This window comes from Paenibacillus sp. RS8 (genome assembly GCF_041956825.1).
GTDB lineage: Bacteria > Bacillota > Bacilli > Paenibacillales > Paenibacillaceae > Paenibacillus_AQ.
Map to the genome: position 1 here is coordinate 5172033 of NZ_CP168131.1, position 26068 is coordinate 5198100.

General features: G+C 44.4%; 15 protein-coding genes and 1 pseudogene. 15 read left to right on the forward strand and 1 reads right to left on the reverse strand.

The genetic code is table 11. The annotated features are described in order from the left end of the window. Positions 1–40 precede the first annotated feature (40 nt). Together ACDZ28_RS24465 and ACDZ28_RS24470 are read left to right on the forward strand one after the other, a co-directional pair. The gene (locus tag ACDZ28_RS24465; RefSeq protein ID WP_375102996.1) at positions 41–3337 is read left to right on the forward strand and encodes a chitinase N-terminal domain-containing protein; all 3297 of its coding nucleotides are present in this window, start codon (positions 41–43) and stop codon (positions 3335–3337) included. 292 nt (positions 3338–3629) lie between these two features. Then, the gene (locus tag ACDZ28_RS24470) at positions 3630–4598 is read left to right on the forward strand and encodes an alpha/beta fold hydrolase (RefSeq protein WP_375102997.1); all 969 of its coding nucleotides are present in this window, start codon (positions 3630–3632) and stop codon (positions 4596–4598) included. 82 nt (positions 4599–4680) lie between these two features. Here the strand turns inward: ACDZ28_RS24470 and ACDZ28_RS24475 are convergent, their stop codons facing one another. Continuing rightward, the gene (locus ACDZ28_RS24475; RefSeq protein WP_375102998.1) at positions 4681–5316 is read right to left on the reverse strand and encodes a TetR/AcrR family transcriptional regulator; all 636 of its coding nucleotides are present in this window, start codon (positions 5314–5316) and stop codon (positions 4681–4683) included. Positions 5317–5396: 80 nt separating this feature from the next. Here ACDZ28_RS24475 and ACDZ28_RS24480 point away from each other — a divergent pair, with 80 nt between their 5' ends. From ACDZ28_RS24480 to ACDZ28_RS24540, 13 genes and pseudogenes are all read left to right on the forward strand, one after another. Then, entirely contained in the window at positions 5397–7244 is a 1848-nt protein-coding gene (locus tag ACDZ28_RS24480; protein WP_375102999.1) for a hypothetical protein, read from the forward strand. A 55-nt stretch (positions 7245–7299) separates the two neighbouring features. Continuing rightward, a complete protein-coding gene (locus tag ACDZ28_RS24485) occupies positions 7300–8151 on the forward strand; it encodes a GNAT family N-acetyltransferase (RefSeq protein ID WP_375103000.1) in 852 nt (283 codons plus the stop codon). A 564-nt stretch (positions 8152–8715) separates the two neighbouring features. Then, positions 8716–10080: a cytochrome ubiquinol oxidase subunit I gene (locus ACDZ28_RS24490; RefSeq protein ID WP_339286589.1), complete on the forward strand. Its 1365-nt coding sequence runs from the start codon at positions 8716–8718 to the stop codon at positions 10078–10080. Then, positions 10077–11093: a cytochrome d ubiquinol oxidase subunit II gene (locus tag ACDZ28_RS24495; protein ID WP_339286590.1), complete on the forward strand. Its 1017-nt coding sequence runs from the start codon at positions 10077–10079 to the stop codon at positions 11091–11093. Before ACDZ28_RS24490 ends, ACDZ28_RS24495 begins: the two co-directional genes overlap by 4 nt. A 68-nt stretch (positions 11094–11161) precedes the next feature. Then, entirely contained in the window at positions 11162–12997 is a 1836-nt protein-coding gene (cydD, locus tag ACDZ28_RS24500; RefSeq protein ID WP_375103001.1) for a thiol reductant ABC exporter subunit CydD, read from the forward strand. Beyond that, positions 12990–14717, forward strand: a complete 1728-nt coding sequence (cydC, locus tag ACDZ28_RS24505; RefSeq protein ID WP_375103002.1) for a thiol reductant ABC exporter subunit CydC — start codon at positions 12990–12992, stop codon at positions 14715–14717. Before cydD ends, cydC begins: the two co-directional genes overlap by 8 nt. A gap of 170 nt (positions 14718–14887) precedes the next feature. Then, a pseudogene (locus ACDZ28_RS24510) lies at positions 14888–16063 on the forward strand (NADH-dependent flavin oxidoreductase). Positions 16064–16184: 121 nt separating this feature from the next. Further along, a complete protein-coding gene (locus ACDZ28_RS24515; RefSeq protein WP_375103003.1) occupies positions 16185–16322 on the forward strand; it encodes a hypothetical protein in 138 nt (45 codons plus the stop codon). A 44-nt stretch (positions 16323–16366) separates the two neighbouring features. Further along, positions 16367–16591, forward strand: a complete 225-nt coding sequence (locus ACDZ28_RS24520; protein ID WP_375103004.1) for a hypothetical protein — start codon at positions 16367–16369, stop codon at positions 16589–16591. A 3-nt stretch (positions 16592–16594) separates the two neighbouring features. Next, positions 16595–16999 (forward strand): hypothetical protein, encoded by a 405-nt coding sequence (locus ACDZ28_RS24525; protein WP_375103005.1) that lies wholly within the window; start codon positions 16595–16597, stop codon positions 16997–16999. A gap of 146 nt (positions 17000–17145) precedes the next feature. Further along, positions 17146–17286 carry a hypothetical protein gene (locus ACDZ28_RS24530; RefSeq protein ID WP_375103006.1) on the forward strand — a complete coding sequence of 47 codons (141 nt, stop codon included), beginning with the start codon at positions 17146–17148 and terminating at the stop codon, positions 17284–17286. A gap of 449 nt (positions 17287–17735) precedes the next feature. Continuing rightward, positions 17736–18677 carry a hypothetical protein gene (locus tag ACDZ28_RS24535; RefSeq protein ID WP_375103007.1) on the forward strand — a complete coding sequence of 314 codons (942 nt, stop codon included), beginning with the start codon at positions 17736–17738 and terminating at the stop codon, positions 18675–18677. Positions 18678–18787: 110 nt separating this feature from the next. Then, on the forward strand, positions 18788–25564 hold the full coding sequence (locus ACDZ28_RS24540) for a stalk domain-containing protein (RefSeq protein WP_375103008.1): 6777 nt from the start codon (positions 18788–18790) through the stop codon (positions 25562–25564). Positions 25565–26068 lie beyond the last annotated feature (504 nt).

Sequence of the window (26068 nt, forward strand, 5' to 3'; positions counted from 1 at the left end):
ATGGAAAAATCCGCCGATCTATTTCTTAAGGAGGAAGGATATGAAGGAGAAGCATTCAGGTTGGAAAAAGAAGCTGCTAAATAGCATGCTGGTTGCATCTGTTGCCGTACCTCTGCAATTGTTCGCATTCGGAGCCGACTCGGCGATATACGCTGAGGGGCCAAGCGACCCCGCACCATTTATTGAAGCCAAAGTGGTCAACGAGCATTCAGGCCAGAAAATTCTGTTCGACAATACTCACGCGCAGACGGCCGGGGCGGCCGACTGGGTTATCAACGGTGCCTTTTCCGACTTTGGCAATGCACTTGCGCAAGAAGGCTATTATGTCAAGGAACTTCGTAAGACCACTCCCATTACGCTAGGCGATCTTTCCAGCTATGATGTCTTCGTTGTAGCCGAATCTAACATTCCATATAAATCCAGCGAACAGGCAGCCATGGCGGAATACGTGGAAAACGGCGGAAGCATCTTCTTCATCGGCGATCATTACAATGCGGACCGCAATAAGAACCGTTGGGACGGCAGCGAGGCATTCAACGGGTACCGCCGTGGAGCTTGGGATAACCCGGCTAAAGGCATGAGCACCGATGAGGCTGGCTCTGCAGCCATGCAAGGCGTGGTCAGCTCCGATTGGCTCGCGGATGAGTTCGGCGTCCGGTTCCGCTTCAATGCGCTCGGTGACATTAACGCAAACAACATAGTGGCTCCCGAGCAAGCCTTCGGTATTACAGCAGGAGTATCAAGTGTAGCCATGCATGCCGGCTCTACGCTGGCAATCCTCGACCCAACCCGGGCGAAGGGCATCGTCTATCTGCCTAAAACCAACAATACTTGGGGCAACGCAGTGGACCAAGGCGTCTACAATGGCGGCGGCGTAGCGGAAGGTCCATACGTAGCCGTGGCGAAAAAAGGAGCCGGCAAAGCCGCCTTTATCGGCGACTCCTCCCCGGTCGAGGATGCCACGCCAAAATATTTGCGCGAGGATACCGGTGCCAAGAAAACGACTTACGACGGCTTCAAGGAGGCTGATGATGCTGAGCTCTTGGTGAACACCGTTAACTGGCTCGCCGAACAGGCGAGCTATACAGATTTCACCCAGGTAAGTGGCTTAACGCTGGATCAGCCTACACAGTTGCATCCGTTCGAAGAGCCGGCACTCTCCACCGAACCGCAGCCAGAGCCATGGGCCGCGCCGAATGCCGGTTATAAATGGTATGACCGCAGTACCTTCAAGGCAGGTTCTTACGGCGGAGCAGCGGCTACAGCAAGTGCGTTGTACAATTTCACACACCAGACTGTGCTGCCTAACGCGCAGGATTTCCAGATTCGTGTCAGCGCAGATAATCTGCCTGCCAATACCAGCGTATCAGGCTTCCAATTAGGCATCTACCAGGTGAGCAGCGGAGCCCAGATCGCCAAGATCCAGAACAGCGACGGCACTTGGCCGAGCAGCTATGGTTACAGCGCCAACTTTAGCCTGACATCAGACCTGAATGGTCATGCCTACAAAGATCTGACCGTGCAGATCAAACCGGGTACCACGGCTGCATCTAACCTGCGCTTGCGCCAGAACGGAACGAACCTGAAGACCGATTCGGTAACGCTCGGTAACGTCCCAGCAGAACCGCTTCCGGACGAAGAAGATCCGATTCCGGCGACTGTCTCCATCGGCGAAGCCCGAACCAAGATAGTAGGGTCGTTGGTGACAGTTGAGGGAATCGTAACGACTGAGCCGGGTATTTTCGGCGGTCAGACCTTTTATATGCAGGATGAGACCGGCGGTCTTTATGTCTACCAGAGCCAAAGTGGCTACCATGCCGGTGATACGGTCAAGGTAACAGCGTCCACGGCGCTGTACAATTCGGAGCTAGAGTTGACCGAAGTTGTACAGATCGAGAAGACCGGCACAGTCGAGCTGCCTAAGCCCGTTGCCGTACCAGCGGTGAACGATACCAATCAAGGTCAGCTGCTAAAGCTTAACGACGTGAAAGTGACGAATATTATCACCGCAACTCCAAGCGGTTCCTTTGAATTTGATGCCGTCGCCAATGATGGGACAAGCAATCACATCCGAGTAGATGTCCGGACGGGGATCACGAAGGACAGTTTCCCTTATGCGGAAGGACAGAAACTCAATATTACGGGTGTAGCCGCGATCTTCAAAGGCGTATACCAGCTCAAACCTAGAAGTCTCGTGGACTTCAGCGTGGTGGAAGCAGAGGCCGCTCCGGTAACGACAGCGACGTTGTCGGTGAATCCGAACGCTGCCGGCTGGTTGAACCAGCCCGCCGAAGTGACCCTGAAGGCCGACTCCGATACAGCAAAGGTTTATTACTCGTTGAATGGTGCCGCTCAAGCCATATACAGCACTCCGTTGGCCGTAAGCAAAGACGGACAGTATACGCTGACTTACCATGCGGTTTCGGACAAGGGGAAGGCGGAAGAAACCAAGTCACTGACCCTTAATATCGACACGGTTTCACCGACAGTGGAGCTGACGGAGTCTGGTCATGCGGTCGGCGATGTGGATGAGGAAGCCCAGCTTAAGTTTGTATTGACTGCCGAAGATAATCTGTCTGGCGTAACCTCCAAACAGCTCCTACTGGATGGACAGCCCATAGCCGACGGACAGATGCTGAACGCTGCGGAGCTGGGTGCCGGGCCTCATACTGTAAGCTATGTCGTGATCGATGCCGCAGGCAACACTACCGAAAAGAGCTACAAGTTCCAAATTACTGGCGGAGCTGCACTCGCAACTGACAAGCCTGGTCAGCCGGTGTTGTCCTCGAACAGCGGCTACGGTAATGTACTCAGTGAAGGCAACTTTACCGTCACCATGAACCTCTGGTGGGGCAATAACGCTACCAGCTACAAGCTTTATGAGAATGGCACGCTGATCGATTCCAAGTCGCTGAAGGATGTATCACCGTCCGCCCAGACGACAAGCACAGTACTTCACGGCAAGCCGAACGGCAACTATGTTTACACAGCAGAATTGACTAATAAATATGGCACAACTAAGAGCCAGCCGCTCACGGTGACGATACGCGATGCCGCTCCGGGCAAGCCGGTTCTGGCCCATGACAACTGGGACGGAGACGGTTCTTATAAAGTATCGATGAATCTGTGGTGGGGCACTAACGCCACCGAGTACCGCCTTTACGAGAACGGGCAGCTAATCGACACGCAAGCGCTAAACGCCAACACGCCAGCGGCGCAGAGCGCTACAACTGATGTCACTGGCCGCGCTTTCGGCATGTATGAATACCGGGCAGAGCTGGTCAATGCAGCGGGAGAGACCTTAAGCGATACCATCAAGGTAACCGTCAGCCGTTAATGAGATGAGCGCTTAAGTTTTGTACGAAGTATTTCAAGGGCTGCATAATTAACAACAAATGTAGAATCATACGATTAAAACAACCTAGGGTGCATGCCTTAGGTTGTTTTAGTTTTGATTTCAATGCATTTAGAGATTGCTTTCTTTTTGGCTTGTTCATATTCCGTTCATATTCTCGTCACGAAGAGTACATCTTGGTTGATTACACTTTGAACATGTCGTCAAGGCGGCACTTCAGATAAGATACAGGGACAAGGAAGGGAAGAGATGAACGTGGCAAATATGGTGGAATATGGTGGAAATAAAAACAACGGGGACTAAGAGCCACAAGAAACGAAACCTATGGTTAAAAATAATCGGAGGTATTGTAGGGGCGCTCGTGCTGTTCATGGGCATCGTTTTTATCGTTAATATTATCAGCAACGGGGTCGAGAAAAAGAAAATCGAATCGTATGGCCAGTATGTCAATGTGGACGGGAAAAAGATGAATGTGCTCATTCAAGGCAGCGGAGAGCAAACCGTTGTGCTCCTTCCGGGACAAGGAACCCCGACGCCTGCGCTTGATTTCAAATTATTGATCGATGAAATTTCCCCCAATTATAAAGTCGTGGTGGTCGAGCCTTTCGGTTATGGTTTGAGCGATGAAACCAAGAAAGAAAGAACGACAGAAAATATTGTAAGTGAGGTTCACGAAGCTCTGCAGCAACTGGGTATTAACAGATACATTCTAATGGGACATTCTATAACTGGACTTTACGGAGCATCCTATGTGAACACCTATCGGGATGAAGTTGTTGCTTTTGTCGGCATCGATAGCAGCGTTCCCAATCAACCTGGTATGGATGTCAAATTGCCTATAAAATCGATGCAGTTCCTCAAAAAATCAGGTCTTATGAGATTGGTCCAAAAAGTGAGTGGAGATCCGTATGAATCGCTTGCATTCGATGAGCATACCAAAGAACAGATGCGTTTGATTTCGAATCAAGTTGCGGGCAATCCAACGTTAATGAATGAATTGAGCCACCTCGGTTCTAATTTCAAAAATGGAGAAAAACTCACAATTCCAAATGACTTGCCGTTGCTTCTCTTTGTTCAATCGAATAATGAGCACAATAAACAGTGGATTCCGCTTCATGAGGAGCAAGTCAAACAATCCGCACAGGGAAAAATGATCCCGATGGAAGGTTCACATTACCTGCATCATACAAAATACAAAGAAATCGCCGAAGCATTCAAAGAATACATGAAGCAGATCCAATAGAATGGTTGAAAACTAAACTGCGGAGCCGAACTTGGTTCCGTGGTTTCTTTATTTTGACATTAAAAAATACGATATTTAAACCTTATTCCTGGGACATTGGAGTTTGGTATACATAGAGACAAATCTTGGTCATCTCATCAATGGATTTTGTAAAGTCGGATTGTATCCATTTGAGGAGAACATTATAGAGGGCTCCCGCTTTAAAGTATATACGATATACATTCTCTTCGCTTTTGTCCTGAGCAGTAGAGAGCATCATTTCATTCAAGCAATCCAGAATCACATGATCAAACTTCGCGCTTTGAAGAGCTTTGTAGATGCTACGCTGTTGAAAAATAACTTCAAAAAGCACTTTAATAAATTTTTGAGGTTCTTTGGCTTTGCCTGTTAATTCATTGGTGTAAGGCAAGAGTTTTTGATTAATTTCAAAAATAAGCGAATCGACCAAATCCACCAGGATCTCTTGCTTGGAGGAATAGTTATTGTAATAGGCCGTTCGAGAGACTCCTGCGCGCTTCACAATATCGGTGATGGTGATTTTGTTAAACGGCTGTTCCTGGATCAAATAGACTAATGCCGTACAGATGGCCTCTCTTGTCAAACGGTTGGTTTCTTTATTGGACTGATGCTGAGAGGTATTTGGACTGTATAATTCATGATTTGAGATGACATTTCCCCTCCGTTTGTACATTCTGGTGTTCGTTTCATTGTTTTTCATGAGTCTTTTCAATATGCTAAAACCATAAGGCATTACAAATGTAATGTCAAAATAGTAGTTAGATGAAATGGGAGGGCGTCATGTTAGAAAACTTATATAGACGATTGTCAGCGGTGCTGCTTTTGAGCTTAGCACTTTGTGCCACGGTATTTATTGGCAAAGAGACGGTAATCTCGATAGTTACCATTATCTTTTTATTAGCAGAATTAGGCATCTCTTTTTTGCTTTTAAAAAAGCGTGAGAAGTTACATGTGGTATTCATTAGTGTGGTGGCGGCGGAAGGGTTGTTTTTACTGACAGGAGAATTTTGGCTGCTTGCGCTTTCTATCCTGCTGCTGATCGTAGCGGGCATATGGAGAGGACTGTTTTGGCAAAAGGAGAGTAGAAGAGTCACTGCGTTTCTAGTGGTTCGAAAAGTGTTATTTAGCATCACAGCTCTTATCGTCACTGTACTTTGGGGTATTGGAATCTATGCAAAACCTATTTCAAAGCCTGTGGCATTAGCAACGAATGCGGCAGTGACGATCGATGAACATACATTGGATTCTGCAGCAGTGATGCTGAAGGATATTGAGGTAATGAATTCTTTTGGAAGCCGTACAACCGGCTCTGAGGGTCACAATCAATTCATTGCATGGCTGGAGCAACAGGTAACGGATATGGGGTTGAATGTTTATCGTGATCGTTATACTTTTGACCGATGGGAAGAAAAGAGCAGTTCTTTAATGATTGATCAGCAGGAAATTCATGTTTCTTCAGCTTTCCCCTATTCCGGGGAGACTGACGAAAAGGGCGTAACAGGGGAACTGGTGTATACGAAGCGTGGTGAATATGACCAGGCCAGCGGGAAAATTGCTGTCGTTGAAATTGAGGATTTTAGAAATTTTCCAAGTGGGATCGTAATGAACATGCGGGATTCATCCCCAATGGAAAGCCAAATTGCCCCAAATGAAGGCGATCTAGTTCTCACTACAGCTTTAAAAGAAGCTAAATTGGAGCAAGCGAAGGAAATGGGGGTAAAAGCAGTTGTTCTAGTCTGGAAAGGGGTATCCGACGATAAGGTTGAAAAGCAATATGTGCCTTTTACCACCGATTATGCTGGAATCCCTGCGATCTGGGTTAATGAAACGGATGGGCAGAAGGTGATCAGCGCAGCTCAGGAGCATAAAGAAGGTACGGTTATTTTAGAAGCAGAAATACAAAAAAATGCTCCAACAGAATCCTTTTATGTGAAAATTAACGGTAAAAATAAAGACGAAGCGATAATCGTAAATACGCATACGGATGGGATAAATGTAGTGGAGGAGAATGGTGCTGTGGGCATGCTGTCCATGATTCGTTACTTGCAGCAGGAGCAGCCGGAACGTACGATGATTTTCGCTTTTGTGACAGGGCATTTTAGATTGCCGGATTTCAAAGGGTCTTCTCAGGCGACTTCCACCTGGATGGAGGGACATCGAGAGCTATGGGATGGCAAGAAAGACCATTTAACAGCTGTAGCTGGAATTACGGTTGAACATTTAGGCAGCATGGAGTGGAAGGACGATAATACGGGTCACTATAGCTCTACTGGACAAATAAGTACAGAATATACTTATGCGGGCAATGAAATGATGGCAGCCATTTGGCTGAAGGCTATTGAAAAGACCGATGGCACACGTACTGTGTTATTGCGTGGACATAACAAGTTTGAGTTTGGAGAGAGTCAGCCTTTATTTGAAGCAGGTATACCTGTAATTGGCTTCATTCCAATGCCCGATTATCTACTAGTGAATAGTGAAAACAGAGAGATGGATAAGTTTGATGCAAAGCTAATGCATACGCAAATTGTATCGTTACTGAAAGCGGTCAAGCTAGTGGACGCAACGGAGACGACTAAGCTAGGGAAGTCAGACGGGTATTCTTTTTTCTATGGCCGAACTAAATGAAAGAAGTTGACTGCATCATAAGTCATAAAACTAAAAGTAAAGGAGCGAAAACTACATGTTGATCAAAAATGTTGAGGACCTTGTATTAGAAGAGTTTACAACTTGCTTTAACGAAGCCTTCTCCGATTATGTCATTCCATTTCAAGTTTCTTCGGAGCAATTAGCTGATAAATTTGCAGGTGCGGGAGTGAATTATCAGTTGTCGTTCGGTGCTTTTGATCAAGATAAGCAGGTTGCATTTGTTATGCATGGCATCGGTGACCATAACGGCAAAAGAACTGCATTTAATACCGGTACAGGAGTCATTCCTTTATATAGAGGGAAAAGGCTAGTCGAACAAATTTATCGTCATGCTATTCCCATTTTTAAAAAACATCATATTCAAAAATGCTTACTTGAAGTGATCCAAACCAATGATAAAGCTATAAAAGCGTATACCGCCATAGGATTTCAAATTCATAGAGAATTGGTTTGTTTCAAGGGGCGTATTGATGTAACCCTTCCGGACGATCTTAGTTTTACTTCCATTGCTTCGGTTCGCGTGGAAGATTTCGATTGGACATCGGTACATTCTTACTGGAATTTGGAACCATCTTGGGAACAATCTGTTCATGCAATTTTACGAAACCCGCATTTATACGATGTGGTCACGATAAGGGAAGAGAATAAGATTTGTGGATACGCGGTTATAAAATCGGCCAACGGAGCAGTTCTGCAGTTCGGTGTTTTGCGAGAAAAAAGAAACCGAGGATTTGGACGTTCCTTATTTCATTGGATCGGAAAGAGATACCCAACCATTACCGTCAATAATGTAGACAAAAGAGATAGAAATTCTATACGTTTCCTTCAAGGAGTTGGTCTCGACATATATATTGAGCAATACGAAATGGAGAAAGACTTGTCATAACGAAGATGATATAGCGATGCCATTGGTAAGGAATACGATATTTAATTCAAAAACACTGATGATTTGAGTCAGTGTTTTTTATATTGAAAAAGGGGGTATATATTACGGATTAGGATGAGAAAATATCATTTTTCTTTAACATCGAATTAGGAGGAGACTTGTGACATCACATATACACTAATGAATCAATAGCTCCTTCGGGTGATTTTTGTGTTATTCACTGAGTTGTTAGAAAGATTTGTCCCTTTCTTGAACGTTTAAGGATTAAGAGCTTTCTGTGATTGAATTACTTGCATTTTAAGATAAGATGATTTTAATCATTAGGTCACGTTATTAATTTGACTGCTCAGTATCAGGTAAATCAGGCTCGCCAACTCTTGCTTTGTGAAATTTTTCTCTTTTTACATAGCAAAGAACAATGAACGTCATACTAAAACGAACAGGCAACGATGTCACTGAGCCCGGCTAAACCTGATATTGAATGCAGCCCAAGAGTAAGCCGGCCTAATCATAAGCATCAACTTATCACGAAAAATGAACAGAGTTTGAAGGGAGCAGTAAAGAATGGCAATTGATACGGTGCTATGGAGCAGGCTGGTGACAGGCTTGACTCTCGGGTTCCACGTTATTTTTGCGACGATTGGCGTCGGTATACCGCTAATGATCGCTATAGCAGAGTTCATCGGGATCCGAAAGAAAGATCCCCATTATACACTTATGGCGAAGAGGTGGTCTCGCGGATTTGTCATTTCTGTAGCGGTTGGTGTCGTGACCGGTACAGCGATTTCACTACAACTGGCACTGGTGTGGCCGAATTTTATGAAACTGGCTGGGAATGTTATCGCTCTTCCGTTATTCATGGAAGTGTTTGCGTTCTTTTTTGAAGCCATCTTCTTGGGCATTTATTTGTATACGTGGGATCGGTTCAAAAATCCGTATATCCATTGGCTGCTGACGATTCCTATTGTCGCGGGGGCAGGCATGTCTGCCGTCTTTATTACGACGGTGAACGGATTCATGAACCAGCCTGGAGGCTTTGTCATGGAAGCAGGCCAATTCACAGCGATTGACCCAGTGCAAGCGATGCTGAATACGGCGACGTTCTCCAAGGTGTTCCATGTATTAAGCTCGGCCTATTTGACAGGAGCTGCCTTGTTAGCCGGGATTGCAGCCTTTGCGATGCTGAGAAAAGGGGTATCCGCATACCACAAAAAATCCTTGAATCTCATGATGGCGGTTGTTTTACTGTTCGGCTTGCTGAACACGTTAGCTGGAGATGTGTCCGCCAAATTTTTGGCCGAGCATCAGCCGGAGAAGCTTGCAGCGGCAGAGTGGCATTTTGAGACGGGTAGCGGTGTGGATTTGGTTTTAATGGGATGGCTGAATGCAGAGCATGAAGTTCTGGGGGCTCTTCATTTGCCGAAGGTGCTCAGCTTTCTGGCCTTTGGAGACTTTAATGCAGAGGTAACGGGGCTGGAGGAATTCCCCAAGGATGAATGGCCACCGCTTCTCGTTCATTATCTGTTTGATTTAATGGCCGGAATCGGATTTGCTCTGCTCGCGATAGCAGTCCTATATTTCCTGTTTGTGTTCTGGAAAAAGCGCAATGCGCTTAACAAGTGGATGCTTAGCATCATCGCACTGATCGCACCGCTCGCTTTTCTAGCTGTAGAGCTAGGCTGGTTTTATGCAGAGGTTGGGCGACAGCCGTGGATTATCCGTGGATATATGCGTGTAGAGGAGGCTGCCACGACTTCACCGAATGTAAGAATTATATTCTTCGCCTTATTGCTCTTGTACATCGTACTCGGCAGTATGTGTGTAATCGTGCTAAGACGCTTGTTCAACAATAATCCAGCAGAAGTTGAGATGGAGAAATGGATGAAGGAACATCCTAATCAATCTACGGAAAAGGGGGGCACTGAATGATGAGTTACGAAATAATTGGCATCTCGGTGCTCTGGCTGTTCTTGTACGGCTATTTAATTATTGCTTCCATTGATTTCGGTGCAGGATTCTTCGCCTTTTATGCTCGTTTGACTAAGCAGGATCATCTCATTAATCGTCTGATTTCCCGTTATTTATCACCCGTTTGGGAGATCACAAATGTATTTTTTATCTTTTTCTACATTGGCATCGTCGGATTTTTTCCGGACACGGCCTATTATTATGGCTCCGCGCTGCTAGTTCCGGGAAGTATTGCAGTGATTCTTCTTGCGATTCGCGGTTCGTTCTATGCTTTTGAAAATTATGGTTCCAAGAAAAACATAGTCTATCTTTTTTTATACGGAGCTACAGGCCTGCTTATTCCGGCTTCGTTGTCAGTGGCGCTAACTTTGTCTGAAGGCGGCTTTATTGTGAAGCAGGCTGAGTCAGTTTCTCTGGATTACTGGGCGCTGTTTACCAATCCGTTATCGTGGAGCATAGTTGGACTGGCAATCGTGTCCGTTTTGTTCATAAGCGGCTCATTTCTGACTTTTTACGCATCTCGTGCAGAGGATCATTCCGCGTTGAAGCTGATGCGGAACTACGCCCTGTTTTGGAGCACACCGACGATAATTCTCGCACTGACAGCATTTATCTATTTGGGCCAACACAATGAACGGCATTTTCAAAATATGATGGATTTATGGTGGTTGCTGGCACTTTCCGTTGCTTTCTTCATGATCGCGATGTGGCTGTTATATAACGGACGCCGATACGGATTAGCTTTCATATGCATCATGTTGCAATTTTTCTGTGCTTTTTTCGCGTATGGGATTGGGCAATACCCTTATATTCTTGATCCGTATATCACGATTCAGAGCAGTGCAACTTCACCAGCAATGGGCTTGGCGTTAGTTGTTGTATTTATCGGCGGTCTATGCCTGTTGATCCCATCCCTTATCCTGGTCTTCAAACTCTTCCTGTTTGATGCGGATTATGTAAAAGGGAAAAAATAAAGCTGATTAATCCATTACGGCATGTTTGAGGTTTCTCTACAAGCCTATATATAAAGGAGGTGTGATCTGTGAAGAGGAAATCCAGTCTGATTTCTCAGCAAATGTCTTCACAAAGGAAAAATATGACCCTCCTCGCGGTCATTTCGCTTGCGCTTGGTACAGCTATTGTGAGTCAGGCAGGGCTGCTTGCTGAAGCAGTCCAAAGGATTTTTGTGGAGAGAGCTTCATTTTCATCGGTTATCCTGTTGCTTGGCATACTTCTGACTGTTATGGCTGTACGCACACTGTTGTCGTACGCAAACGGTAAAGTTGGTTTGCACATGGCTGCCACTGCCAAGACGAATATGCGAGCGGCTGTGCTGAAAAACTTGACCCACGCTTCCATGCCGTCAACCCTTCGTGGACAGACCGGAGGGAAGGTCAGTATTGCTCTGGATGCTGTGGATGAGGCTGATAGTTATTTCAGTCAGTACATGCCGCGGATGATGGAAGCTGCTATCATCCCGATTCTAATTTTGGTCGTTACTTTTATCCAACATGCTAACACAGGTTTCATTCTATTGTTTACAGCTCCATTCATCCCGCTGTTCATGATTTTGGTAGGGCTCAAAACGAAGAACAAATCTGAAGAAAAATATGCACAACTTGCTGAGTTTTCGGGGACGTTTCTGGATTCTCTTCAAGGGCTGGTGACGTTAAAAATATTTGGACGGGCACACAGTCAGCAACAGAAAATTGAACACAGTAGTCTGAGTTACCGTGATGCCACGATGGGTATTTTGAAGATTGCGTTTACGAACACCTTCATGCTGGAATCGATCGTGATGCTAAGCATCGGCATTGTAGCTCTCGAATTGGCTATCCAGTTGCTTGTTTTCAAAACTATGACGTTCCACACCGCTTTTTTCGTTTTGCTGCTCGTTCCCGAGTTTTACAACCTGTTAAAGAATACGGGAACGGCCTTTCACAGTGGCCGAACAAGTATGGGGGCAGTACGTAAGGTGGAACAGATGCTTGAAGAAACGGCAGGGGAGAGCATGGACGCGAAAGGCAATGAAGGAACATTAACCTTCCAGGGAATCGACGAGAACGTCAACATGGGTAGGGTCGACAAGATAAGCAAATTGGAGCTTGCCCATACCAATGATCTTTTAGTTCCGCCATCCATGGAAATTGACCATCTCAGGTTTCAGTATGCACCAGATTCATTCGAGCTTAAGACGGGTCAGATCCAGTTTAATCCGGGAGAACACATTGCGATTGTAGGTAAAAGCGGTTCCGGCAAAACGACTTTGCTTCATCTCATTGCCGGTTTGCTGAAACCTGCAACGGGAACGGTCCTGGTGAATGGAAGCCCACTCTCGCAATACGATGAGTCTGCTTGGTTCGAACATGTTAGCTACATTACACAGCATCCGTATATTTTTGCTGGTACATTTTCTGAAAATATTGCGATTGGTGCTCGTGAGAGCATTTCCAAGGCAGAAATTGAGCGGGCGGGGGAGGAAGCAGGACTCGCTACGCTTACAGCCCAATTGGAGCATGGATTTGATACCTTTGTTGGTGAAGGAGGCAGAGGTCTGTCTGGTGGGGAGAAGCAACGGCTTGCTTTGGCACGCGCTTTTTTGAAGCGACCTGCCATCATTCTGTTTGATGAACCTACAGTTGGACTGGATTTGCACACCGAACGGGTACTGCAACGCTCCATAGCCAAATTGGCAAAAACGGCTACGATGATTACGGTGGCTCACCGATTATATACGATTCAACAAGCCGACAAGATTTTATATATGGATAATGGAGTGTTAGTGGACTCTGGACGGCATGACGAGCTTATGGAGCGCCTGCCTCAGTATGCCGAGATGGTTGATGTACAGCGGAAAGGGGGGGATCCTCATGAATGAGCTGGCAGTTCTGTCAAAAGCGATGATTCAGGAGCGCAAAGATATCATTCTTTCCATTTTGTGTGGATTTATCGCCGGCATAGCCGGTGTGGCACTCTTTTCCGCGAGCGGGTATCTAATTTCACAAACGGTATTTGCGCCACCGCTTTATACTTTGATTGTACTAACCTCGATGGTCAAACTGCTTGGTCTGCTCCGGGCGGCGAGCCGTTATGGAGAACGCTTGTACTCTCACCGGGCGACATTTTCCATGCTTAGCCGTTTACGTACTTCCTTTTTTGCCAAACTTATTCCTTTAACGCCTGGTATTTTGAACAAGAATCGAAGCGGGGATCTGCTTGCGCGGATCGTTGGGGATGTGGAAAGTTTGCAAAACTATTTTTTGCGAGTTGCTTATCCTCCGATCATGGTCGTCATGGTATTTTTGGCTACGGTGCTGTTTACTTCTACCTTTTCGATCTGGATTGCCGTTTTGTTTGTACTAGGTATGCTGATAACGGCATTCGTTGTACCAGGAATTGTGTTACTCGGGCAGCGGAGAGTACATGGACGCGTTCGTGAGCAGAGGGCGCAGCTGTCCACGGAAGTTACCGAAGTGTTGTACGGTTTCCGAGATTTGAAAGTATACGGGCAATTGGCACAGCGGGAGGAGCAGCTTCAGCATGCTTCCGCTGTATTGGCAACTGAACAGCAACGAGCAGCCGGGCAATTACTGCGCGGGCAATCGATGCACACTTTTGTTACGTTTCTCGTTTCCTGGGGAGTGCTGACGCTCGGTGCCTATTTGATTATGGAAGGAGCGCTTGCAGGCGTATTTCTTGCCATGTTGGTCATGGCATCACAAACCGTATTTGAAGAAGCGACGGCTATGGCCATATTACCCGCCTATAAAGAGGATAGCGAACATGCAGCCAAACGACTGACCGAAACGGTACAGGCCATAGATGAGCAGTCTTCGCAGCCAAGCGGCATTTTATCTGTTAATGATGCTGTTAGGATAGAATTATCCGGGGTTACGTTTCAATATGAAGGGGAATGGAGACCGGCACTTAGCGATATGTCTCTGCACATTTTACCTGGCTCCAAAACTGCAATTGTCGGGCCGAGTGGGTCAGGAAAATCAACAATTATCGAATTGCTGCTCAAACTGCGAACACCAACGACTGGAGACATACGTTTAAACGATATTTCGGTAAAAGAACTGGATGAGGCGAGCATTTGGAAAACGGCTAATGTGGTGTTTCAGCAAAGTCATTTCTTCCGGGGAACGATCCGGGACAACCTACTGCTAAATGGAGAAGAACATGCTGACGAACAATTGTTAGACGTGCTGGCTAAAATGCAGCTGCCTGATACATCTTTGACCGATAGGGTATATGAAAAAGGGGAGAATTTGTCAGACGGCGAGAAGCAGCGACTGGCTCTGGCGCGAGCGATGCTCCGCAAAGGACGGTTATGGCTTCTGGACGAACCAACTTCATCGCTTGATTATGTGACTGAGCAACATGTTTTTAAGCATCTCTACGCACAGGCGGCTGATGATACGCTTCTCTTGATTTGTCATCGGCTTACCGGCTTGGAGGAGATGGACCGGATTGTGGTCATGGACCAAGGCAGGGTAGTCGAAACGGGTTCCTATTCGGAGTTGATGAGACAAAAAGGTTATTTTTATGAGATGAAAAAAATTGAACAGCAAATGATCGGAGAAGTTGGAGTGTAAATATTAGCCAACTCCATCAACTCATTGTGAATGTCACTTCGGAGATACCGATGGCTTATGCACGATCGATTTAATAAAATGGATAAGATAAAAACAACAGGTTGATCTTAATGAAGATCAACCTGTTGTTTTTATTCTGACAGAGGACAAGAACACGGCGAGGAATCTTAATGAAGGTTATGTACGAACCAATATTTGCTCCATTTACATTCAAGTCAGGTGCAACGATTAAAAATCGCTTAATGATCGCTCCGATGACGACATATTCATCCTTTCAAAATGGGATGGTTACGAATGATGAGCTAGCATATTACCGTGAAAGATCACAAGGGGTTGGAGCATTTATTACTGCTTGTGCTTATGTGAATTTTAACGGTAAAGGATTCCCTGGTTGTCATGGAGCGGACGATGTCAAATTTATCCCCAGTATGTCCAAACTAGCCAAGACCATTCAGAATGAAGGTGTGAAAGCCATCTTACAAATTATTCATGCGGGTCGGATGGCTCCACAAGAGGTTATTGGTGGATTGCAACCCGTTTCAGCAAGCGCAGTAGCTGCTGAAAGAGCCAATGCTATCGTACCACGTGAATTAAGTGCCGATTAAATATCAGATATTATCGTTGATTTTGGTGAAGCAACACGTCGTGCGATTGAAGCTGGCTTTGACGGTGTGGAAATCCATGGAGCAAATACTTATCTCGTTCAACAATTCTTTTCTCCACACTCCAATCGAAGAGAAGATCAATGGAGAGGTTCTTTGGATAAACGGATGGCATTCCCACTAAACATCGTAGAGTCTGTGACGAATGCGGTAAAAGAATATGCGAAACAACCCTTTATTGTAGGTTACCGTATCTCTCCAGAAGAGGTTGAGAATCCTGGGATTACATTGGAAGATACCTTTGCTTTGTCTGAAAAATTAGCCGATACATCACTCGATTATTTGCAAGTTTCTCTGGGCAACGCCAAACGGGGGTCTTTACGGAATCAGGAGGACAAAACGCCAATCACTGAGCGTTTGAATACTTTACTCGGTGATCGTCTGCCCGTAGTGGCAGTAGGTTCTATTCATAGTCCAGAAGAGGTGCTAGACATCCTAAATAGCGGTATTCCCCTTGTTGCCATGGGGCGAGAATTTATTGTAGAACCTCATTGGGTGAAGAAGGTGATGGATGGGAATGAAACAGATATTGCTTATAATATGTCACTTAATGATCAAGAACAATTAAAAATCCCAGATGCCCTTTGGGAGAAACTATTTTCTATCGAAGGTTGGATACCCATCGCGGAAAAAAATGATCATGGCGGTGTATGGGCGGAACCCTGGATTAAAATCTCGAAATAAAGAAAATTAATCTAGATTAGAGTATTTTCAAAATAAATATGCCAACTAAACGTTCAATTCGAGGATACTGAATATTTATATAAAAGGAGCTCTAAGGATAAACATATTAGACTACTCACCAGTGGACGAAAACAACAATGCACGTGAAGCCTTGATTCAGACAACAGAGTTGGCAAAAAGAGCGGATCAGCTTGGTTATAAGAGATTTTGGGTTTCAGAGCATCACCAAATCGCATACGAATCGGCTCTGGAGGAGTAATGCTTCCTCATTACAGCTCGTATAAAGTCCCTGAAAATTTCCGAATGCTAGAGGCACTGTACCCTAATCGTATTGACTTAGGTATAGGAAGAGCTCCTGGAGCAAATAGATTAGTCACACACGCACTTAATGAAGAGAAAACCATACCACTTTCCTATGAACAACAAGTTGTGGATTTAAAAAATCTCTTAACTAATGATTTCCCAGAAGATCATCGGTTCAAAGATTTGGTTGCAACCCCTGTGATTCCAACAACTCCTGAAATCTAGGTCTTGGGTGCGGGAGGAGGAAGTGCCGAAATAGCTGCTGATAATGGTTCTGCATATACATTTGCTCATTTTATTAATCCTTATGGAGATGGGATAAGCGCAATCAAACACTATCGTGAAAACTTTAAGCCATCCGAATTATTTAATGAATCTCAAGCAATGATTGGTGTATTTGCTGTAATCCCAGAAACAAATGAAGAGGCAGAAGAGCTCGCAAGAGCATTTGATTTATGGCTTTTAAAAGCTGAGTCCGCACAAACTCCATATCGTTATCCATCCATTCAAACTGCGAAGAACTATTCATTCAGTTCATTTGAGAAAGAGATTATTCATCGTAATCGTAAACGTGTTGTAGTTGGAGATGCGGAAAATGTTAAGGAGCAAATTGAGAAACTTGCAGAAGCATAAGGAGTAAACGAGATAACTATTTTGCCGAATATTTCAGGTGGGGTTGGGTAAGCAAGCCTTGGATAAATTGAAGTATTTGCTGTTGCAATTAACATAGTTTATATATTGAGCGGCATAATATTCGGTCCACCATTATTTCACCAGGAATGATTAAGTCGGAATTAACAGAAACGATTGATCCGAATTATAAACCTATGATTGACAAAATGTATGAAGATGCGTTTGAACATCCTGATGAGGTTGCAATCAATGAGATGATTATTCGTCTTACAGTTCAAGTGAGATAATTAAACAGTAACATATCCATTAATGATGGCATTTTAAACGTTTGGGGAGTCTTTATATTAAAAAAGCCCACAATATCTTCTAATATTTCAATAATGCTAATTCATGTTTCATATAAAGGTTCTTAAACAACTGTTATTGCTATATTGAATTTAAGATCACCCATAATTACTTTTATCTAATGGCTTCGTCCTTTGTTTTCAGAGGGCGAAGCCATTAGTGTTTTGGGGATTATAACGGACAGCTCGCTATAGGCCGTCTTGTGTAATTGCAAACTAGGACTGTTTTTCACAAGTCAAATTTGTTCTAATTCAGTCTAAATAAGCGCTTACATTAGGGGTTAGCTAAACTTACAATTATGTCTAACCATTTAAATTTGGAATCTTCTCCTACAACGGGGACGAATGTCACTGCCATAGGCTTTGGTTGAATTTTAGAAAAGGGGGGCGTCATGGGGATTAAAAGACGAAAACCGACAGTGGTAATCTTGTTTACCGCTCTGATTGTTTTTACATTCCTCGTGTTGGGCTTAACAAACAAAAAGGCGGAACTGCCTGAAAGTTGGATATTTACAGTAGATGGATACGCCGTAACTGAGGAAGAATTTCAATTTTATGTAACAGAGCAAAGAGCTATAACGACAGACTATTTCTTCAAAACTTATGGAGCCCAAGTAGATGAGAATTTCTGGACACGTCAATACGGCGAAAATCATGAAACCCCATCTGAATACGCCAAGAAATCTGCGATGACTGCATTGCTAAAGACCAAGCAGGAGCAATTTATTGCAGACGAGCGGGGGATCGCCCCTTACAAAAGCTTTGATGAGCTAAAAACGGACATGAAAGATGAAAATGTTAAGCGAGCTAAGATGGATGATTCAGGAGAGACTTACTATGGGTTGCCTCAGTTTGATTTATATCAATATATGCAATATTTAAGTGGCGCCCGTTGGCCGGATTTGGTAGAAACCCAGGTTAAAAAAACGAAAATGAGCGAAGCCGAGTTGCAAGTTGAGTATGCATCAAGAAGTGCGGAATATGTTCGTGTTGCTGATAAATTAACGGCCGCGTTAGCGATAGCGGGACAGGCTAAGGAAGAGAAAGTGCTAAATCGATTGGATATATCCAAAGAAGATACCGAATCTCTTAAGTTCTGGGAGTCATTAGCTGCTGCTTCTATAGGTGAGACAGTAATCGGTAAATATATGGACGAGGATGTCATTGCCTCATTAATCACAAAACCGGAAATCACCAAGCTAAAACTGGAAGAAGTGAAAGATTCCATTATATACGGATTGGCGGAATCTGACTTACGAGCGTTAACTGCAAATACGGATAAGTTGAAGATCATGTATAACGGTAAACAATTCAGTGAATTAGAAGTGAACTAGAATAGATATGTTTTTAAGTTTATAAGAATCTATGTCTATTGAGACTTTCATAGATACAGATTTTTTATAAAAGTATAAATTTATTAATTTCAAAAGGAGGAAATTTTGGGATGATACGATCGAAATGGATGCAAAAAGCTTTGTCGATAGTTACGGCAACGACGTTGGCATTCCCTGGTCTGTTCGGCTTGGCACCTTCATCTGCAGTGTCAGCTGCGGGAGGGGCCGAATCTTTTGACTCTGTTGTACTAGAATTGACACAAGCGGCAGATCAGTCAGGCAGGGTGAATCTTACCTATAAAGGTTCGCCTTTAAGCAGTCTGGTTAAAGGAGCGGTTATTGACGAGGTGAGTTATGATTCCAGCAATGCGAATCTTTTAACAGTTAATAATCAGGGGAACATTACATTAGCTAGCGGTTATACATTTGCGTCGTCAGGTGCTCCGGGCATCCCGGTGACAATCACGGCAACGGCGAGATACTACCATGACTCAGATGTGTTATTCATGGAGGACTTCGAGAACAACAATGGTCCGATGACATCAATTGGTAAATTAGGTACGTCATACACGCTGTCCGATGCTCAGTCTCGCTCTGGATTGAAAGCGATTACACCATCGAGTGATACGAATAATGAAAATGTAGCCCAAGACGTGGCATTGCCAGCTGGCAGCAATTATAGGATGACGGCATGGTATTTTGACCCGTACCCTGATGAGGAGAAGACAGCGACGGATAGAACTCAATTTGCTATTGTAGATGGCAAAAACGCTACCTTTGCTGGGACGTTCTATCAAAGTTCAGAGGCTGATGTTATTCACAATCCGACGAGATATACATGGGCATATGCACCATCATCAGCGGGTACAGCAGGCAAGCGTTGGAAAGATAGCGGGGCTTTACGCTCCACAGGCTGGCATAAATTCGAGTGGCTCATTACACCGAATGGTGCGACGTTACAAATAGACGGAACATTAATATCCGATTCAGCGCAAAGTGATATTTACAAAGCTATGAAAAGCGGTACAACCATACAGCCTAAAATAGCTGGAGGATGGAACAACCAGTCTGGGAACAAAACTTATATTAAAAATAAACATCTAATCGACGATTTTTATGTTGTTAAAGATGTGGCTACAACAACAGGAACCAGAACATTAACATTGAATTTGGTACCTCCTGGTGGATTGCCAAATTTAGAAATAGTCACTCAGCCAACAGCGGCAAAAGTGAAACAAGGTGAGACAGCAACATTTAACGTTGCGGCATCAGCCGCTGCTTCATCATATCAATGGTATGCATCTGACGACGAGTCTGGCTTGAACGGCACAAAAATCAGCGGAGCTGATAAGGCGTTATTAACGCTTCCCAATGTGGACTCAGCTTCACAACAAGGTAATTTCTATTATTGCGAAGTGTCTTCGGCAGACGGAATTGTGGTGAAATCCAATGCTGTACCATTGTTGATAACCACCAATACACAGGTGAATGCGCCAATTAACCCGACGCTTGACTCAGACACGGGCATTTATAGTGGCGCTTCCAATTACGGTGATACCCTTGTAACACTGTTCAAAGACGGTGGACCTGTTGGTTATTATTTATCGAAAAATGGGGGACCGGACCAGCCTAACAATCATGAAAGGCATCATGTTCTGCCATATGCAAGGGCACTGGGTGTGGGCAACTACACTGTTACAGCCATCGTCATTAATAATGCGGGGGATATCAGCGAAGAAGTTGCAGCATCCGGTATATTAAAGATCGAGAAATTGCCTGTACCGGTAAATGTCAGATGGAACGGCACATACGCTGCATGGGACCGCGTCGCTAACGCATCTGCCTATTCGGTTCAACTCTACAGTAATGGTGTGGCTAAAGGAAGCCCGATTGCAGCAACAAGCAATGATGCGGCTTTGTCCCCGACTTTAAATGATACATTTAAAGTAAAAGCAAACGGCAGCGCAACGTCACGATTCTTGGATTCTGACGAATCCGGTGAGAGTACACAATATTCAGCCAACATTGCACTAATTCGCCAGAGCGATACTTTACGGGCAGGAGATAGAACACGGTTAATCGTTGACACTGCTGATGTGTTCGTTGCTGATAACATCAGCTTCAGCCCGGCGGATCAAGACAAGGATAAGATTGAAGTTGATGATGCCGGATTCGTGACGGTTAAGAAAGGTTATGTTCCGACAGGGAACGAAGAGGTCACTGTTCAAGTAAACGTTGATTACTTCAATAAGGCTGACACTATGTTTTACGATGGATTTGAAGGGGAGAAGAAATTTTCAAATGGTGCGAACGGATATGTTCACAGCGATGTGATGTCTCGTACCGGAGGAAAGGCCGCAACATCAAGCGGCGCCGGTCAGGTGGCTACTGTTCCAGGTACCTATAATTACACCCCTGCAACCGGTAAAACAACAATCGTTACTGCTTGGTACTATGATGATGGCAGAGCGGCTTCCAATGACCACGCTGTCTTTGGCTTAACCCCATCGTCCAATGAACATATTGCAATAAATTATGGTAATGGAGATGGAGACTGGGCAGCAAATCTGACCAATTATGCAGTCAGACCCGGTTCATCTGGGAGATTCTATCCTGTAGATGTCAAGCGAAGCGAAGGCTGGCATAAATTTCAATGGTTCGTTACAACAACAGGAACAACCTACAAAATCGATGGACAAGACATTCAAAGGCAATCAACAGATGGCGGAAACTTTGATACCCTAGTTAAGAACAATATTTCCAAGATCGATGTATTACAGCTTGCTACGAACTGGGGCAACAAGCCTGGAACGGTTAAGGATATACAAAATAGGCACTTTATCGATGACGTATATGTTATCGATAGTGGAATAACAGCCCAAACCGGAACAGCTTCTATTACGCTAAAGCTCTTGCCTAAAGAGTATAGTCACTTGGAAGACAGCACATACGTTATTGGTCTGGATGACTATAAAATCACCGTAAATCCTGATTTAACGGATCTAGCTGGAGTGGAGATCGGCACTGTTACTCTACAACGGGATGTAGATTATACAGTTAGTGGTAATGTATTGAAGATTAACAAAGATTCATTTACAAGAAATAATATCGTGCCGGGGAAATATACCGTTAGACTTAATCTGAATCCTGCCGAGATCACATTTGAGTTGAACATTGTACCCCTTGAAGTCCGTGATTATTATTTCTCCAATAACGGTGACGATCATGCAGATGGACGTACACCAGACACGGCGTGGAAATCAATCTCCAAAATTAATGAATATGTATTTATGCCAGGTTCAACCATTTATCTGGATGCGAATAGCGTATGGAATGAACAAATCAGACTGCGCGGTAATGGTGAGGAAGGAATTCCGATTACGCTTACAAAATATAATACGGCCGACCCTAACCAACGCCCGGTAATTAATGGTGGAGGAACTGGGTCTAGCCCATCAGGCATTTCCTTAAACGGAACCATTGAGTTATATGACGTTAACTATTGGGTAGTCAGTGGAATTGAAGTAACGAACATCGGCAATTCAGCAGGTGATGGTCGTTCTGGTATCGCTGTAATGTCACGGATTTCCAAGCTGGGACAAGGTCAGTTTAATATTCAAGATTATGCTGATGCTCGTATGCAAGGAATCGTCATTCGTGATAACTATGTTCATGATGTTAATGGGCTACACCAAGCAAATGGAGCAAATAAGGTATCCGGCGGCATCATTATTAATGGTTATGTAGATATATTGGTTGAAGGTAACAAAACCCTTCGCTGTGATAACGAAGGTATTCGCAATAATGCCTACGGGCCAAGCAATCCAGGGACTAATAACACAGGTATTACATGGAGTAACTCAAGCTATCCTTGGGCATCCAACGCTGTGTTTAGAAACAACTGGGTTTCTAGTTCGGTTGGTGATGGCATTGTAATGTCCGGCGGGAACAACTCCCTTGTGGAACGGAATGTGGTCACAGACAACGGTTACAGCTATTTAAGCGATAAGAGCGGCAACCTGGTTACGAACTGGGGACCAAATAATACAACACCAACATATCTAGGTTCGCAAAACTATGCGGCTGCGTGGATTATGGCAAGTAAAGGCACCATCTTCCGCTATAATGAAGCTGTGGATAACCCTTATCATGCAAGTAATGACGGTATGGCTTGGGACATTGACAACTATTGTCAGGACAATGTGTATGAATACAATTACAGCCGAAATAACTATGGTGGTTGGTACTTACAGATGAATGCTGCCAAGGGTAATATCGTTCGCTATAACATCAGTGTGAACGACGGTCGCAGCCCGGATTTTAACAAGAGCTTTAACAGTCTTATATTACTTGCGGGAGGTTCTTCAACGAGCGAGGAATTAAGCGGCTTATACTATAACAATGTCATCGTCACGCCATTGAAGAATAGCAGTTCGTTAGTCTTTGATCCGACGGCCTCCAACTTGCATATTTATTTCCAAAATAATATTTTTGCCTACACTGGGGCAAACAACCAGGTTGGGCTGAAAGGCGGGGGGACATCAGCTCCATTTGCAGCCGGACGGTTTACGAACAACATTGTATATCCAGCTAATCTTTTTGGCAGCATGAACGCAGGTGGTAGCGGGTATCTAGGTGCAGGTGTAACAGCAACAGACAACCGCTATGTAACGGAAGAGGAACTAAATTCTATATTAAATGATTTTAAATCTGCGCCGGAGCATTGGATTACCAACAGCGGAACAGTGGACGCCAAGCTTGATTACAGTGCGATGAACGGGTTCCGTCTGGCTGACGGTAATAACCTGGCCTATGGTGCAGGTGCCGAGATTGTGAGCCCATATGTGGATCGCGCGAACGCTCTGCCTCATATGACGGAGAGAACAGACTTCTTCGGCAATCCACTTAGCGGCAGAACGCCTTCCATCGGCGCTCACAACCCTTATACGGTAACTTTTGATTCCAATGGCGGCAGCGAAGTTGCGATGAAGTTCGCTGATATGGGCGGGACAATTACCGAGCCAACAGCGCCGGCAAAAGAAAAAGCTGTTTTCGGCGGTTGGTATCAAGATACGGGATTAAACGATGCCTGGAATTTCGTTGCTGATCCTGTTACAAGCGATATTGAATTATATGCGAAATGGATTGATGACGCAGGTACTGCGCCAACGATTACGACGAACTCACTTGCGGATGGCAAGGTAGGACAACCGTATTCGGCAGTTCTTACCACTGACAGTGATAAGCCGATCAAATGGGCTGTTGAAGATGGTCAATTGCCATCAGGATTGAGCTTGGATGAAGATGCAGGTGTTATCTCGGGTATACCGGATCAATGGGGTCAATTTACATTCAAAGTTCAAGCTAACAATGACGCTGGCAGTGACTCGAAATCGTTCAATATAGTGATCACTGAAGATGTCTCAGTTGAAACAGCTCCGGAGATTATCACTAAGACTTTGCCGAATGGCGAAGTTGGACAACCGTATACGGTAACATTAGCGGTATACGGCAGCGATCCGATGACTTGGAAGGTTCAGGAAGGAGATTTACCAGTAGATTTGAACCTAGATGAAGCAACAGGTGTTATCTCGGGTACGCCTCGAGAGGCAGGATCTTACGAATTCACTGTTGCAGCAACGAATGATTTTGGTAGAGATAAGCGAGTATTGAGCATCGAGATTAAAGAGGATATGCCAGTTGAAACAGCTCCGGAGATTATCACTAAGAATCTGCCAAGCGGCAAAGTTGGAGAAACTTATACGGTAACATTAGCAGTATACGGCGACGAACCGATTATCTGGACAGTGAGTGATAATTATTTACCTGCTGGGTTGAATTTAGAAGGAGCTACGGGAGTTATTTCAGGGGTGCCTACTGAATCGGGAACAAACAAATTCACCGTTATGGCTTCCAATCATGCTGGCGTGGATACGATAGAGTTAACTATCGTAATTACTGCAAATAATAACGGCGGCGATAATGGCAATAACAATGGCGGAAGTTCAGGTAGCCAAAGCAGTACGCCGGTAGCGGATCGTATTGATGCTACAATTAAAGAGCAGCTAGAGAAGGGTAAACCTATTGAATTGACGATGTCAACCGGAATAGACGAGCTTGAGATTCAAAGCGATACGATCGGTGCGATTATTAAAGCCGACAAACCGCTAATCGTTACGAATGACACCGTATCTGTTGAATTGTCCCCTGAATTGTTGAAGCAGTTGAATACAGGAAAGCGGATGACGGTTGTCATTAATCCTGTAGATAAAGGAGAAGGGGTTATAGGGCGGGGATATGAGTTGAAGATCTTCGCGGATGACCGGGAAGTTAAGGATTATACAGGACTTATACCAGTCACTTTTGATTTGACAAAAGAGAAGTTGTCGCCGAACGATTTTAGCATGTTATGCGGTGTCTTGCTGAGATTGAACGGTAACATGGAACGTTTAGGTGGCAACTATGACCATGAGACAGGTAAATTTACCTTCACGGCAAAAGGGCTAGGCTATATCTTTGTTACAACCAAGCCTGAACCTCTGAAATTAGAACTTACTCTAGGGAAGAAAGGGTATAAATTAAACGGAATCGAAATGAACATGGATGTTGCATCGATGGTAGTTAAAGGCAGAACTTTAGTGCCACTGCGCTTCGTTGCTGAGAGCTTAGGAGCAAAGGTAGGCTGGGACAACATTACGAAAACCGTAATGATTACCATGGAAGGTCAGACTTTGTCGATTGCGATCGGTAAACTTGTACAAGGAATGGATGTACCAGCCGAACTAGTAAACGGGCGTACTATGCTTCCATTACGCTTCATTGTTGAGTATTTTGGTGCAGATATATTCTTCGATAATACTACGAAATCCATTAGTATCAGGAAGTAGTATTCGCTAACATTAGGAGCTACACACGAAACCCTCTAACATGCACTGCAATGTTAGAGGGTTTCGTGTATTTTGTTTCAGAAAGATATGAGTTGTCTACTATGATTCCATTACTGCCTCACCAACAACGATTATATAAGGATATTACATTCGTTTAGAAATGGGCAGAAACTGTTATTGAATGATAATAAACATTTTTGAAGGGAGATTTTTCTACTATGCACATCAGATCAAACCATGCAAGAAATCTCAACATTTGGTCCCCATGAAGGGATGTTCATTAGCAGAAAAAACTTAGAGAATGCACTTTACGACTACTGCAAATCTGCTATATCTATCAGTTACATTAGCCAAGAAACGACCGAGTATTTATGCATAAAAGCTTTTTTGTATCACAGATCGATCATTAATCATAGTTGAACTCCGACTTCCGCCGGTTAAAAAGATGGCCGTATACCTTACTTGCGACGACTTCAATTATGCCAAGAGCAAATGGCTTATGCT

Bases quoted from the DNA above. Each gene is read 5' to 3' on its own strand.
- ACDZ28_RS24520 (WP_375103004.1), top strand. From the start codon at position 16,367: ATGCTAGAGGCACTGTACCCTAATCGTATTGACTTAGGTATAGGAAGA.
- ACDZ28_RS24495 (WP_339286590.1), top strand. From the start codon at position 10,077: ATGATGAGTTACGAAATAATTGGCATCTCGGTGCTCTGGCTGTTCTTG.
- ACDZ28_RS24480 (WP_375102999.1), top strand. From the start codon at position 5,397: ATGTTAGAAAACTTATATAGACGATTGTCAGCGGTGCTGCTTTTGAGC.
- ACDZ28_RS24530 (WP_375103006.1), top strand. From the start codon at position 17,146: ATGATTAAGTCGGAATTAACAGAAACGATTGATCCGAATTATAAACCT.
- ACDZ28_RS24540 (WP_375103008.1), top strand. From the start codon at position 18,788: ATGATACGATCGAAATGGATGCAAAAAGCTTTGTCGATAGTTACGGCA.
- ACDZ28_RS24535 (WP_375103007.1), top strand. From the start codon at position 17,736: ATGGGGATTAAAAGACGAAAACCGACAGTGGTAATCTTGTTTACCGCT.
- ACDZ28_RS24470 (WP_375102997.1), top strand. From the start codon at position 3,630: ATGGTGGAAATAAAAACAACGGGGACTAAGAGCCACAAGAAACGAAAC.
- ACDZ28_RS24485 (WP_375103000.1), top strand. From the start codon at position 7,300: ATGTTGATCAAAAATGTTGAGGACCTTGTATTAGAAGAGTTTACAACT.
- ACDZ28_RS24465 (WP_375102996.1), top strand. From the start codon at position 41: ATGAAGGAGAAGCATTCAGGTTGGAAAAAGAAGCTGCTAAATAGCATG.
- ACDZ28_RS24490 (WP_339286589.1), top strand. From the start codon at position 8,716: ATGGCAATTGATACGGTGCTATGGAGCAGGCTGGTGACAGGCTTGACT.
- cydC (WP_375103002.1), top strand. From the start codon at position 12,990: ATGAATGAGCTGGCAGTTCTGTCAAAAGCGATGATTCAGGAGCGCAAA.
- ACDZ28_RS24475 (WP_375102998.1), bottom strand. From the start codon at position 5,316: ATGAAAAACAATGAAACGAACACCAGAATGTACAAACGGAGGGGAAAT.